The 13,426-nt window shown below is 59.8% G+C and carries 10 protein-coding genes and 1 pseudogene; 6 read left to right on the top strand and 5 right to left on the bottom strand.

Annotated features, from left to right (window positions below):
- Positions 1-195: 195 nt before the first annotated feature.
- Positions 196-1,377 carry a mannosyltransferase family protein gene (locus HMPREF2875_RS06675; RefSeq protein ID WP_246817052.1) on the top strand — a complete coding sequence of 394 codons (1,182 nt, stop codon included), beginning with the start codon at positions 196-198 and terminating at the stop codon, positions 1,375-1,377.
- Here HMPREF2875_RS06675 and HMPREF2875_RS06680 read toward each other — a convergent pair.
- The gene (locus HMPREF2875_RS06680) at positions 1,374-2,246 is read right to left on the bottom strand and encodes a DMT family transporter (protein ID WP_070671460.1); all 873 of its coding nucleotides are present in this window, start codon (positions 2,244-2,246) and stop codon (positions 1,374-1,376) included. The genes HMPREF2875_RS06675 and HMPREF2875_RS06680 overlap by 4 nt on opposite strands.
- Before the next feature lie 147 nt (positions 2,247-2,393).
- Between HMPREF2875_RS06680 and HMPREF2875_RS06685 the strand changes: the two genes are divergently transcribed.
- Entirely contained in the window at positions 2,394-3,659 is a 1,266-nt protein-coding gene (locus tag HMPREF2875_RS06685) for an aspartate kinase (protein WP_070671462.1), read from the top strand.
- A gap of 19 nt (positions 3,660-3,678) precedes the next feature.
- Complete coding sequence (locus HMPREF2875_RS06690) at positions 3,679-4,716, top strand: aspartate-semialdehyde dehydrogenase (RefSeq protein ID WP_070671464.1); 1,038 nt, start codon at positions 3,679-3,681, stop codon at positions 4,714-4,716.
- Positions 4,717-4,866: 150 nt separating this feature from the next.
- Here the strand turns inward: HMPREF2875_RS06690 and HMPREF2875_RS06695 are convergent, their stop codons facing one another.
- Positions 4,867-6,189 carry a YkvI family membrane protein gene (locus HMPREF2875_RS06695; protein ID WP_070671466.1) on the bottom strand — a complete coding sequence of 441 codons (1,323 nt, stop codon included), beginning with the start codon at positions 6,187-6,189 and terminating at the stop codon, positions 4,867-4,869.
- Positions 6,190-6,457: 268 nt separating this feature from the next.
- Complete coding sequence (locus HMPREF2875_RS06700) at positions 6,458-7,006, bottom strand: RNA polymerase sigma factor (RefSeq protein ID WP_070671468.1); 549 nt, start codon at positions 7,004-7,006, stop codon at positions 6,458-6,460.
- 165 nt (positions 7,007-7,171) lie between these two features.
- Here HMPREF2875_RS06700 and HMPREF2875_RS06705 point away from each other — a divergent pair, with 165 nt between their 5' ends.
- From HMPREF2875_RS06705 to HMPREF2875_RS06715, 3 genes are all read left to right on the top strand, one after another.
- Positions 7,172-8,728, top strand: a complete 1,557-nt coding sequence (locus HMPREF2875_RS06705; protein ID WP_070671470.1) for a catalase — start codon at positions 7,172-7,174, stop codon at positions 8,726-8,728.
- A 126-nt stretch (positions 8,729-8,854) separates the two neighbouring features.
- On the top strand, positions 8,855-10,306 hold the full coding sequence (locus tag HMPREF2875_RS06710) for a hypothetical protein (protein ID WP_070671472.1): 1,452 nt from the start codon (positions 8,855-8,857) through the stop codon (positions 10,304-10,306).
- Between the two features lie 263 nt (positions 10,307-10,569).
- Positions 10,570-12,075, top strand: a complete 1,506-nt coding sequence (locus HMPREF2875_RS06715; protein WP_070671474.1) for a hypothetical protein — start codon at positions 10,570-10,572, stop codon at positions 12,073-12,075.
- Positions 12,076-12,155: 80 nt separating this feature from the next.
- On the opposite strand, the gene HMPREF2875_RS06720 is transcribed toward HMPREF2875_RS06715, so the two are convergent.
- Together HMPREF2875_RS06720 and HMPREF2875_RS13960 are read right to left on the bottom strand one after the other, a co-directional pair.
- The gene (locus HMPREF2875_RS06720; RefSeq protein WP_070671476.1) at positions 12,156-12,791 is read right to left on the bottom strand and encodes a hypothetical protein; all 636 of its coding nucleotides are present in this window, start codon (positions 12,789-12,791) and stop codon (positions 12,156-12,158) included.
- Between the two features lie 195 nt (positions 12,792-12,986).
- Positions 12,987-13,426: pseudogene (locus tag HMPREF2875_RS13960) on the bottom strand (IS256 family transposase); the annotation flags it as partial.

The raw sequence follows: 13,426 nt of genomic DNA on the forward strand, positions 1-13,426 counted from the left end.
GGCCAGCTGCAGTGTCAGCATCACTACGCTCCGCGACGGGGCGCTGGCCGTGGAGTCACGAACCTAAATCCCGCCGCGGCTACTAAGGAGAAGGGTGTGCCGCAAAGTCATGTGAGCCACAATACAACGCTTCCCATTCTGTGGCAAGCAATTTCATATGCTGAGATACATGTGAGGGTGGCTAAGATGTCCCACGTGCTTTCAAAGAAAACCGAGCCGAAGTCTCCAGATACTGCCGACACCCCTGCGGGTGGTGCCGCGCTAAACGACGCCTCCCCACAGCCCCTCGGCACGTTCATTGTGCGCGCCGTTGCCATCGCCGTTATAGGGGCAGCGGTGCGCATTGGGATGCTGAGTCTTTTGAGCTCGGTGAACGACCGTGAGCTGTGGGACCAACTCTTGGCGTGGGATGCCAAGTATTACCTCGAGATTGCACGCGTTGGCTATTTTGACGCCGATATCAGCGCGGACGGCCCAGTGTATGAAAAGACGATGGCTTTCTTCCCCGGCTTTCCCATGCTCTTGCGCGTGGTGGGCTGGACGGGGCTCAACTTGGGGCTTGCCGCACTGATTCTCAACACCGCACTCACTGCGGTAATGGCCGCTGGCGTTATGGTGCTTGCGCGCCGACTTGGTGCAGGCCACATCGGGCAGCTCGCCGCGGCGATTGTGGTGACGAGCGCACCGATGTCCATTGTGTTCGCTATGCCGTATACCGAGGCGCTTTTCGGTGCTCTCGTGGTCTGGGGGTTGGTGGCCCTAGATCAGCGCGCATGGTGGTGGGCTGGTGCTGCGGGCTTCGCGCTGTCGTTTACGCGCCTGACTGCGGTGGATTTCCTCGCGGTGTTTGGTCTGTGGGTGCTGATATATGGCCGGCGGGAGTGGCGGGCATGGCTGAGCCTTGGTGTTGCAGCACTTCCACTTCCGGGATATCTCCTATGGACGAAAGGTTACCTGGCAGATGTTGGGGGCTATTTCGGGATTCAGACGAAGTATTGGAACTCGACCTTTGATGGTGGCGCCGCCACCGTGACGTTCGTGTGGGACACCCTGACGAAGAACAACGATGTGGGCTACCTGTTGACCGTCTTGGTCATCCTCGGAGCTGTGGTGCTGCTTGTGGCGTCATGGGGCAAGGCTAACCCGGTGGCGTGGTGGTTTAGTGCAGCGCTCATGGCGAACGTGTTGCTCTCAGACGGAATTTTGCACTCCCGCCCGCGACTTCTTCTGCCGGCAGCGCTCCTGTTTGTGCCGTGGGTAATCCGTGCGTTCAAAAAGCTTCCTGCCCGCGTCGCCTGGTCTGGCATTGCAGTATGGGTGCTGTGGTCGGCGTGGTTCTCTGCCTACATGATCGTCGTCTTTGAATGGGCCATTTAGCGCGGCGCTTGGTCGGTGCGCTTCGTTGTACCCGTGTTCACTGGGAGGCGGGAAAGCACGATGGTGGAGACGATCATGATGACGAGTGATCCGCCCATAACGCTCCACCCCACTGCGGATTCCACCTGGAACTTCTCGCCCAACACCCAATAGCCCAAGCCAAAGGCCACGATTGGTTCCATGATGGTCATGGCCGGCAAGGAATGCGCCAAAGCGCCGGCGTGGAAGGAATATTGCTGGATCACCGTACCGCCGGCGGCGAGACCGATCAGCGCATAGAGCTCCCAACTCCCCAGCGCTGCCACGGGACCTTCGTTGCCAAAGATGTCCACCACGGCCTTCGCCACAAGTGCGACATAGCCATACAGAATGCCGCAGGCCGTGCCTAGCGCCAGAGCTGACTCTTCGGGGCGGTTGAAGGCAGCCACGAACAGTGCAGCTAGGGCTAGAGCGCCGACGGCGAAGGCGGGCCACCATTGGGACCACGTGGGCGTCGTCAAGCCAGCAGTGGGGCGGCCGTACACAACCAGAATGCCCACAGCAATGGTTAATGCCACACACCACACAACCTCACGAGCGGGCATGCGGCGGCGTGAATACCAGGCCGCGAGTGGCAGCGTGAACATGAGGGAAAGGACGAGGATGGGCTGCACGATGAGCAACGTGCCGAAGTGAAGCGCAAGGAGCTGCAGTGCGTAGGCGATGACGGCAGCGGCCGTGCCTATCCACCAGAGAGGGGTTCGCAGTGCGGTGCGCATCACGCTGGTGGAGCTGGCGTCCAAAACGATACGGTGGCGTATGACTGTGCCCCAGGCAATGACCAGTGCCGAGGCCAGTGCAAAAGCAACGGCAACCACGTTAGAAAACATCGAGTCCACCCTACCTGGAATTAATGCGTGCCCAGTGTTTCGGTCGGGCCGGAAGAGCGGTACTCTAAAAAGAGTTGACTGCCGATCTATAGGTATTGGGCGGTGGACAGGTATTGGCCCTCGCGAAAACGAAAGGTGGGACCGTCAGTGGCCCTAGTCGTACAGAAATACGGGGGATCCTCCCTCGAAAGCGCTGAGCGCATCCGCGCCGTCGCGGAGCGAATTGTGGCGACGAAAAAGCAGGGCAACGACGTGGTCGTCGTGTGCTCCGCCATGGGAGACACCACCGATGAGCTCCTTGACCTCGCCGCCCAGATCAACCCTGTTCCGCCGCAGCGCGAAATGGACATGCTGTTGACTGCCGGTGAGCGCATCTCTAACGCGCTCGTTGCTATGGCGGTGGAGTCTCTCGGTGCGCAGGCTCAATCCTTCACCGGCTCCCAAGCCGGCGTGCTCACCACTGAGCGCCACGGTAATGCCCGGATCGTCGACGTCACCCCGGGCCGCCTTACGGAAGCGCTCGATAACGGCAAGATTTGTATTGTTGCTGGATTCCAGGGAGTCAATAAAGAATCCCGTGACGTCACCACCCTGGGTCGCGGTGGCTCAGATACCACCGCGGTCGCTCTCGCCGCAGCACTCAAGGCCGATGTGTGCGAGATTTACTCGGACGTTGATGGTGTCTACACCGCCGACCCCCGCATTGTGCCTAATGCCCAGAAGCTAGAGAAGCTCTCCTTTGAGGAGATGCTGGAGCTGGCCGCAGTAGGCTCCAAGATTTTGGTTCTGCGCAGCGTCGAATACGCCCGCGCGTTTAATGTACCCCTGCGAGTTCGCTCGTCTTATTCAACCGACCCCGGCACACTTATTGCCGGTTCAATGGAGGATATCCCCGTGGAAGAAGCAGTACTTACCGGCATCGCTACTGATAACTCTGAGGCCAAGGTTACCGTCCTCGGTATCCCGGACCGCCCGGGGGAGGCCGCCAAGGTCTTCCGCGTTATTGCGGACGCGGAGATTAACATCGACATGGTTCTGCAGAACGTCTCCTCCCTGGAGTCTGGTACTACCGATATCACCTTTACCTGCCCGCGTGCCGATGGGCCGCGCGCGATGGAGCTGCTGGCTAAGCTCAAGGAGGAGGGCCACTGGACCAATGTGCTGTACGACGACCAAGTGGGCAAGGTCTCCCTCGTTGGCGCAGGCATGAAGTCCCATCCAGGTGTGACCGCGGACTTTACCGAGGCGCTGCGTGACGCAGGCGTGAACATGGAGCTCATTTCCACGTCCGAAATCCGTATCTCCGTGCTGACGCGCGAGGCAGACCTGGAGAAGGCCGCTGTGGCCCTGCACGAGAAGTTCCAGCTTGGTGGCGATGAAGAAGCCACCGTTTATGCTGGTACTGGACGCTAGAGTTTAAGGAGTTAAGGTCATGACCACTGTTGCAGTAGTTGGCGCCACCGGACAGGTTGGCCACGTGATGCGGTCCATTCTGGAAGAGCGCAACTTCCCGGCTGACACGGTTCGCTTCTTCGCCTCTGCGCGCTCGGCAGGACAAGAGCTCACCTTCCGCGAGGAGAAGGTCGTAGTGGAAGACTTAGCAGAGCAGACTGTCGAAAGCCTCGCCGGTATTGATATCGCGCTGTTCTCCGCTGGCGGTTCCACCTCCACGCAGTACGCACCGCTCTTCGCTGAGGCGGGTGCCACCGTGGTGGATAACTCCTCCGCGTGGCGAAAGGACCCAGACGTCCCCCTCATCGTTTCTGAGGTGAACCCGCAGGACAAGAACGCGGTGACGAAGGGCATCATTGCGAACCCCAATTGCACCACGATGGCGATTATGCCGGTCACCAAGGCGCTTCACGACGTCGCCGGGCTCACCACCCTGCGTGTCGCCTCCTACCAAGCGGTATCTGGTTCCGGTCTGGCAGGCGTGGAGACGCTGGTAAAGCAGGTGGCGTCCATTGGTGATCGCAACGTGGAGCTGACGCACGATGGCTCCGTTCTCGAGGTTGAGCCGGACGAGCTCGGCCCCTACGTTGCCCCGATTGCCTACAACGCGGTGCCGCTGGCCGGCAACCTCGTGGACGATGGTACGGAGGAGACCGATGAGGAGCAGAAGCTGCGTAACGAGTCCCGCAAGATTCTGGGCCTGCCAGAGCTCAAGGTATCCGGCACCTGCGTGCGTATCCCAGTCTTTACTGGCCACACCATGGTGGTGCATGCGGAGTTTGAGCAGTCGATTACCCCGGAGCGGGCCCGCGAGGCGCTGTCGAATGCCGCGGGCGTCAAGGTAGTAGACGTTCCGACGCCGCTCGCTGCCGCCGGCATCGACCTGTCCTTGGTCGGCCGCATCCGCCAGGACCAGACCATCGCGGACAACAAGGGCCTTGTCTTTGTCGTGTCCGGCGATAACCTCCGCAAGGGCGCAGCCCTTAACACCATTCAGATTGCGGAGCTGCTGGTCTAGCGCGAGTAGCACGACATGTGTGGTGCTTCAACGCGCCACACGGTGTCCCGCAGAGAAAAAGTCCGCCCCAGATATCACTCTGGCGGCGGACTTTTCCTGTTTCAGCGTCGGGCAGCTGCTCGCTGAGCGGTCTGCTTAATTCGAGAAGCGCTAGTCCTTCGGAACCTCAGGCTTGGTGTGCTCCACGAAGGTTACGGACGGTTCCGGGTCCTCGCGGTCGTATTCAATCTCATCGTCTGCCTCAAGCTCTTCATGGATTTCCTCAGCAACCGTGTCGACGAACTCCTCGGTCTCCATATTGGAGGCTGCAGCAAGCTTGCGCAGCTCGCGCTCATTCTTCTTGGTGAAGTGCTCGCGCGGGTCCAGGCGGCGCTTGACCAAGGTGCGGGCGCGCACACGACGGTCAGACTCGGAGGTGATCTTGTCGCGCTGGGTAATCCAGGTGATGACCATGACGGCAATCATGAGCAGACCAATCCAACCCAGAATCGGGTAGACGCTGGAAACCAGCTGCTTGAAGCCGATGAAGGAGAGGATGAAGCCCACGACACAAGCGCCGGCGTAGACGGGGTAGAAGAGCTTTGGCTTCTTACGGGTCAGGCGCTTACCCATGGCATAGAACATGCCGATCGCGGTGTTAAAGACCATGCCGTAGATGATGAAGGTCATGAAGTAACCCAAGACTGGGTTCACGTTGTTGATCAGCGTGAGGACCGGGAGGTCCTGGCCGTTGACCTCAGGTGCCACCATGTACAGCGAGACTACGAGAAGGGTCAGCAGGATCAAGTAAATGATGCCGCCGAAGAAGCCGCCGATGCCCACGGCGCGGTTATCCAAAATATTGCCGCCAATAACGATGGACATGGACACTGCACACATCACGTTGAGGCCGGTGTAGTTCAGCGCGGCGAGCCACCAGTTGTGGATGGGGGTTTCAACGTTGTCCACGGCGTAGGTATTGATCGAGGACCAGTCCACGTCCGTAGTGATGATGGTGTAGCCGGTAGCGAGGACGACGAAGATAATAATGAAAGGCGTAATCGCGCCGATGACGGAGGTTACCTTGTCCACGTCGAGCAGGCCGACGAGGAGCACCAGTGCGAGCATCACTGCGCCGCCGACCCAAATCGGCACGCCCTCGAACTGCTGGCTAATGGTGGAGCCGCCACCGGCGAACATGACGAAGCCGATGGAGAACAGCGTTGCTAGAGTGCCGTAGTCCAGAACGCGGGAAATAATGGGGCCACTGATCTTGTCGTAGACGGCAGTGTGTTCATCGGCCTGGAAGTAGGAACCCAGCTGCAGGATCGAAATACCGGTAATCAGCATGAGGGCGGCAGCAAGCACAACGCCCCACAGGCCCCAGTTGCCAAAGGCTACAAAGTACTGCATCGCTTCCTGGCCGGATGCAAAGCCGGCGCCGACGACGACGCCGATAAAGGCCATGGAAATGGCCACTGCGCGTTTCCACATAAAGTTAAGAGGTCTCTCAATCTCACACGCGCCGGGGGTATGCCATCACGACCCAAGGTGTGGTGCGAGCAATTGGGAAAGCTTCGCGGGCCCGGTTCGACTATCGATTTGTCACGTGTGCCTCGTGAAACATTAGGCGTGGTCGACAGGTATTTGCCAGCTGAAACGGTGTTCGCACTGTGTGATGCGTGTGACAGCCCTGAAAAGTTACCGATGTCTGCGCAGGTGCCCATGCTCAGCGCCGCGGATTATAACGGGTCAATAACGATTACCCGCGATGATCGATAAGGTCTTTTCGAGCGCGGGCCACCCTAGAGCGAATGGTGCCTACGCGCACACCGGCGATCTTAGCGGCCTCCTCATAGGTATAGCCCAGCACTTGGGTAAGGATGAGGGCTTCGCGGCGGTCCTCCGGGAGGGCGTCGATAAGCGAGCGGGCGTCGATCCACTCGCTCCACGTGCTGGCGTTCTCCGGGGCGGGTGCGAGCGCTGCGGCATCTTCATACTCGGTGGCGGACTTGCGGGGCCGGGCCATGTCGTGGCGAATATTATCCACCCACACGCGGCGCGCGAGGGACAGGAGCCATGTGCGCGCGGAGGAACGCGCGGCAAAGCGGGGAAGCGCGCTGATGACGCGCAGGTAGGTCTCTTGGGTGAGGTCGTCTGCGATATCCGCCCCGCCGAGGTGAGCAAGTAGGCGCCACACGTCATCTTGGGTGGATTTGATGAACTCCGTGAGAGCTGCGCGGTCGCCGCGTCCCGCCTTGAGGGCGAGGTCGGTAACGCGCGCATCATCGCGCTCGGAGTGGACTTTCACCTCCCACAACTTACCAGTAGCGGTAGGCCACCTTACCTATCGCTGTGAGCTCCAGCCGGAATTCTAAAAACTGTTGCGGGGGTCATTTTTCGCCGGTAGGCTATGAAACGTCCGAGATTGATAATGAACCCCAAATTATCAGCGAATCCAGGAGGCATTTTCCTAATGACTGACGCTTCGAACGAGTCCGCAGCAGACAAGGTTCTGGACAAGGGCCAGCGTGCCCCGGGGGGCCCGAACACTACCCGCCCGTCCGGTCAGCCGGTTGCTACCGAGAACACCAGCATCACCGTGGGCCAGAACGGCCCAGTTGTGCTCAATGACATCCACCTTATTGAGAAGCTCGCACACTTCAACCGCGAGCGCGTGCCGGAGCGTACCCCGCACGCCAAGGGTCACGGCGCCTTTGGTGAGCTGCACGTTACTGAAGACGTATCCGCATACACCAAGGCCAAGCTCTTCCAGAAGGGCACCGTGACCCCGATGATGGGCCGCTTTTCCACCGTTGCCGGTGAGCAGGGCTCCCCGGATACCTGGCGTGACGTCCACGGCTTTGCACTCCGCTTCTACACCGAAGAGGGCAACTACGACATCGTGGGCAACAACACCCCGGTGTTCTTTATCCGCGACGGCATCAAGTTCCCGGACTTCATCCACTCCCAGAAGCGTCTGGGCACCAACGGCCTGCGTGATGCTGATATGCAGTGGGACTTCTGGACCCGTAACCCGGAGACCACCCACCAGGTGACCTACCTCATGGGTGACCGCGGTACCCCGAAGACCACCCGTCACCAGAACGGCTATGGTTCCCACACCTTCCAGTGGGTCAACGAGCAGGGCGACGCTTTCTGGGTCAAGTATCACTTCAAGACCCGTCAGGGCGTGGAGAACTTCACCGACGCTGAGGCAGGCGAGATCGCCGGCCAGAACGCTGACTACCACCGCGAGGACCTCTACAACGCCATTGAAGAAGGCAACTACCCGGTCTGGGACGTCAAGGTCCAGATCATGCCGGTAGCAGAGGCTGAGGACTACCGCTTCAACCCATTCGACCTCACCAAGACCTGGTCCAAGAAGGACTACCCGCTGGTGGACGTCGGATACTTCGTCCTCAACCGCAATCCGCGCAACTTCTTCGCGCAGATTGAGCAGGTTGCTCTGGATCCGTCCAATATCGTCCCGGGCATTGGCCTGTCCCCGGACAAGATGCTGCAGGCTCGTGTCTTCGCTTACTCTGACCAGCAGCGCTACCGCATTGGACCGAACTACAAGCAGCTGCCGGTGAACCAGCCTCTCAACCAGGTCAACACCTACGAGCACGAGGGCCCGATGCAGTACCTGTTCAACGCCCCGGAGGACCCGGTGTACTCCCCGAACCGCCACGCTAAGGGCGGCGGCTACCTGGATGGTGATGAGAACCTGCGCTTCAAGGAGCAGGAGACCACCACCGCACCGGATCTCTACGTCAACCCGGACCCGGCCGGCATCGACCTGGTCCGCGCTCCGTACATCCACCACGCAGAGGACAACGACACCGTCCAGGCCACCGACCTGTACGAGAATGTCTACGACGATGGCGCCAAGGAGCGCATGGCGGACAACATCACCAACGCTATGGCTGGCGTGTCCCCGGAGACCGAGGAGCGCGTCTACGCCTACTGGGATGCCGTTTCCCCGCAGCTGGGCAAGCGCGTGCGTGAGCTCTTCGCGCAGAAGAAGTAACGCACTAGCGCGAGAGCGCTAAGGCACTGCATTAAGGCCCCGATAGTTACCGAACAGCACGGTACTAGCGGGGTCTTTCCGCGCGCCTGATGCTTTTTGCCCAGCGTGGGCGATAGTTTCTATATCATGACCTCACGCCTTGCCTCTTCTGCTGATGACGAACGCCCAGTGGGTACCCGCTCGCTGTTGATTGCCGCGCTCCTCCTCGTGCCGCTCATCGTCGGCGCAATCGTTGCCACTGCGTCCCAGTGGCAGCCGGCGCAGGCGTGGTCGCAGGAGCAAGCCGGTGCCCCCAGTGACGGCACAATTGACCCCGCTGAGCTTTACGACGTCGCTCGTGCCCTCACCGAGGCCAACGCCCAGGCGGGCTTCTTGGCCAACGGTACGCAGCAGCTTGCGGACGGCACGGGGCAGCTCAAAAACGGAGCTGGCGAGCTGGGTGGCGGCGTGGATCAGTTGGCGGGCGGCTCGCAAGAGCTCTACGACGGTCTCGTGCAGCTCCAGTCAGGCACCGCGCAGTTGGGCACTGGTGCCACTGAGCTTGCCGACGGTGTCGGCGGCGCCGTCGATCAAGTCGTCGGCCTCGGCGTAGTCCGCGGCCAAATCCTCGAAGCCATTGACGGCACCGTGAAGGACCTCGACGGCAACAACTCAGACGAGGCGAAGGAGATCCGCTCACAGCTCGGTGATCTGCGCTCCCAGGTGGAGAACTTCCAGTTTGACCAGTCCATCCAAGACCAGCTCATCCAGCTCAAGGATGGTTCGCGTGAGCTGTCCAATCAACTCTCTGTGAACGGCTACGCTTATCACGATGGTGTGTACCAGGCAGCGGAGGGCGCCAAGCAGCTCAACGCCGGAATTGGTGAGCTCAACGCCAAGGTAGATGAGGCGCTCAAAGGCGTTGACGAGTTAGTGGCTGGTGCCGAAAAGGTTGACGGCATGGCCCAGCAGAATAGGAACAAAGTCCAAGGCGCCCAGCGTGCCCTGCCCACCGTAGCTGGACCCGCAGAGGCGCAGGATGGTCCCGCGCAGCTGTTGAGCCCCATCGTGGCGATGCTGCTGGCCGCACTCGCGGTCCTCGGCGGTGGTGTGTTGGGCGCTTTGCTGACCCGCGTGGAGCGCCGCCTTCTCGCCCTCATCGCGGGCGGGGTAGTCATCGGCGTGGTGGTTGGGCTCTTGACCGCCTTGCTGGCCACCGGCGTGACCGTTGCTGCTGTGGCGTGGGCGGCACTTGCGGCGGTGGGGGCCGGGGTGGCGTCGGCAAGCGCGGTTTATGCCCTCGTGCGCGGCCTGGGTCTTCCCGGCTGGGGTCTGGGGATCCTGCTGGGTCTGGTCCAAGTGGGAATCGTAGGTTGGGCGTGGAAAGCGGCCTCGACCGGCACGGACCTTAACACCGCGATGAGCGCGCTCGTGTATCTCTTTCCCATGCAGTGGGCAACCTCTGCCATCACTGTGGCGGGCAACGGGGGAAACTCCCCGCAGCTTTTTGCTGCGATGGCAATTTTGGGGGTAATTATCGTCGTGTCCGTCTGGGTTGTGGGGGCACCCGTTCGCCGCCGCAGCGAAGCAAAAGCCTAGCTCAGGGCCTCGCGTTATCGGCGCAGGCTGGGCGGGGCACTAAGATACTACGATTTTGTTGATTTAGGTATCGCTGCGAGGGGAAATAGTGCTAGAGTTGGAATTGCTCACAAAGCCTACTTAGGGGGTAGGCAAACGGTTTCTCCAATCCGTTGTGAGTGATAGGGAATAGGGGCGACGCGGCTGCTGTAGGGGCACCGCGTCGTTTCCCGTTGTGGGGGTAAAATTGGCGGCACTGAATGCTGAAGAATTGGAGAATCACCGTGACTGACTCTCGCGATATCAAACCTTTTGCCGCCAGCCGTGGCCCCAAAGTAACGTCGGTCGACGCCATCGTCGGTGCGGCCATGGTGGGCGGTCTGCTGCTCGGGGGAATCGGCGCGGGTGCGAGCTTGGCGGCCTTCGATGCGCCTGAACGCTCCGACTACGTTATGCAGCCCGCGCAGCGTGAGGTGCAGGCTGACATCATGGACCCGGACGATGTGCTCACTCCGGAGGAAGAAGAGCGCATGCTTCGCGACGTCTCCCGCATCGCCGCCCCCGACGTGGTCCAAGGGCTGCACTACATGGTCTTTGCTAAGAACAAAGAAAACGTCAACGACTCCGTGGAGGAGTACCTGCGTGATAATCACCCGGAGCTCATCGGCAAGGATAAGTTTGCTGATGGCCAGGTCTTCGTCGGCGTGGGCCTCGACCCGCGCCAGGCCTTCATCTTCGCGGGTGAGGACGTGGCCGGGCAGATGAAGCTGCGCAAAGGTGACGGCCATTTGGAGCGGTCCATCGAAGCCATTAAGCCGGGCGTGCGGGATGACAACATTCCTGCTGGTCTCTTTGCGGGTGCGGCGGCTGCTATCGACGTGGACCGTGCTGCGGATGCCCAGTACGAGAGTGCGAAGGATGGGCGCATTGGGGCGGCCTTTGGCCTCGGCGTGGCGGGCCTGGGCGTCGGTGGCGCGGGTATAGGCATCGTCGGCGGTACTCGTCGCAGCCGGCAGAAGAAGGCACAGCAGGCGCGCGAGGATTGGGATTTTGTGTCCCAGACCTATACCGACGTGGCACAGCGCCTTGAATCCATTGATATCCGCGCACACTCGCTGCAATCCGGCCTCGTGGATGAGCGTTTGCGTGAGGATTGGGAAGGGCTGCGCGATGACTTCCTAGCCCTTGACCGCACCGTCGGCTCCTTCATGTCCATGCCTGCGGATGCTCCCGACGAGCAGTTCCGCGAGCGCGCGGAAGAACTTGCTCATGCGCGTTTGCTGTGCGAGCGCGTTGATATGGCGGAGACCAACATTGAGAAATTGCACCGCATCGAAAACGCCGATGCTGATGCTCGCCGCTACGAGCTTTATGAGCTAGGCAAGGATTTGGCACAAGCGTCGTACGTCGCGTCCGATATTGACTCGCAGGCCGAGCAGCACGCCAAGGAGTTGGAAGACGCCGCCATGGTGCTGTCCAAGGAACCGAACCACCCGCAGTTTATGGAACGCTACCTCGATCTCCTTGACCGCACCGCGCTGCTGTCGGAGCATCTGCAAGCGCAGCTGCAAAAGCGCAACGAGGCCGACGAGCGTCCCGAACGCACGCACATTTACGATTCCAACTTCTTCGCCGGTGCCGGCTACCACGGCTACGTGCCGTTCTATACCGTGAGCACGTGGGACAGTGACGCTATCTCCGCGCGCGACTCTTCCTCCGGCAGCAGCGGCGGCGTCAACAGCGGGTTTAGCTCGGGCTTTTCCGGTTCGGGTGGTTCCTCTAGTTTCTAAAATCTCGTAGGTTTGTGTGTTGAATGCGCGCCGACTTTGATGATTGCTTCTGCTTCCGGTCGTAGTGTTGCGGTTTGCGGCTACGGTCGCTGTGCACGTATGGCGGGGACTCGCGAATTGTCCTTTATCCATGCCGCGGCTTGAGGATTGATGAAGTCCGCTACCATTTGGATGGCGCTATCAACGGAGTCGAGATGTGCGCCTTCACGGGCTATATCGTGTTGTTGCACGATTGATTCATGATGAGAGCATCTATTTCTCATTGTGTAAACAACGGATACAAGTTCTTCGAATTCCTGTCTGCTGTCAGGAGTCTTCTCTAACGCCCTCTTTACCTGAGGCCAGATGCTTGCTTGGTAGTGGCTACTTAAGAGGAAGCGCCAGAAGTCGAAGCTGAGCTCAGCAATGATTTTTCCTGACGGCGCACCTTCTTCTCCGGCTCGTCTTTTCACCTTACGGATGTTCTTCCTGGCTACATCGGTGAAGGGTATTCGAACGTCGTCAAACCATCGGTCACCGTATCGTCTGGCCAGGGCATTGTGAATGCAGTTTCGGAGGAGCACCTCAAGATGCTCAATGTCGGCGAGATAAGTCTTCGTGAGGTGAGTATTCCAAAGGTATAGCGCTTCTGGTCGGGGATGCTCGGCGTACCGGCTCATCCGTGCGGATGAAAACCATTGCGATAGCGGTACTGCGGTCGATCTTGGATTACTCATTTGCACATGCTATTCTCTATTTTGAAAGCCTCGGGACGATCCCTGCACTACAAAAGTAGGAGCAAATCGCCGAGGTTATTGATTTTTGGGGAAGTCAACTTCGGGTCAACGGCCGGACGGTCTGCCTAGAATTGGCTTAAGGGACATTTCGTGTGGATTTGCGGCGTGTCGCACTAAGGGACATTTCGTGTGGATTTAGGAGCGTCCGGCCCAGCCTTTTCTTACGCCTAAGCTGGGGTTCCATTCGTTGTCGATGCCGGTGTCGAATGTGGCAGGTCGCCCGTCTGGGTGGCCGCGCCGTTTAAGTTCTTCTTTCACCCAGGCAGCGCGTGCTGCTTTTTCTCCTTGGCGTCCGAAGTCTTGTTGTTTGGCTAACTCCAGTGGCGGTATTGGGTCTTCGGTATGGGTGTAGAGCCACCAGTCCATGGTGATGCGCTGATGTTCATCGAACATGTCGCGATGGTTTCCTGCTAAGTCTTTGAGCTGTTTGTTGATGCCGCCTTCCAGCAGGTTTGTGGTGGCTTTTAAGTCGTGTGTGGCACCATCAGGCGGGGTCAGAAAGGCAAAAAGGTGTCCGGCGTGAATGAGCTTTTCCAAACGCTTTAGAGCCCTGCGGGCGTTGCGGTGGGTGTACC

The organism is Corynebacterium sp. HMSC078H07 (assembly GCF_001812805.1).
Lineage (GTDB): Bacteria > Actinomycetota > Actinomycetes > Mycobacteriales > Mycobacteriaceae > Corynebacterium.

What these genes read in the sequence shown, in the direction of transcription:
- HMPREF2875_RS06680 (WP_070671460.1), bottom strand. Translation starts at nt 2,246, where the DNA reads ATGTTTTCTAACGTGGTTGCCGTTGCTTTTGCACTGGCCTCGGCACTG.
- HMPREF2875_RS06690 (WP_070671464.1), top strand. Translation starts at nt 3,679, where the DNA reads ATGACCACTGTTGCAGTAGTTGGCGCCACCGGACAGGTTGGCCACGTG.
- HMPREF2875_RS06695 (WP_070671466.1), bottom strand. Translation starts at nt 6,189, where the DNA reads ATGTGGAAACGCGCAGTGGCCATTTCCATGGCCTTTATCGGCGTCGTC.
- HMPREF2875_RS06705 (WP_070671470.1), top strand. Translation starts at nt 7,172, where the DNA reads ATGACTGACGCTTCGAACGAGTCCGCAGCAGACAAGGTTCTGGACAAG.
- HMPREF2875_RS06710 (WP_070671472.1), top strand. Translation starts at nt 8,855, where the DNA reads ATGACCTCACGCCTTGCCTCTTCTGCTGATGACGAACGCCCAGTGGGT.
- HMPREF2875_RS06720 (WP_070671476.1), bottom strand. Translation starts at nt 12,791, where the DNA reads ATGAGTAATCCAAGATCGACCGCAGTACCGCTATCGCAATGGTTTTCA.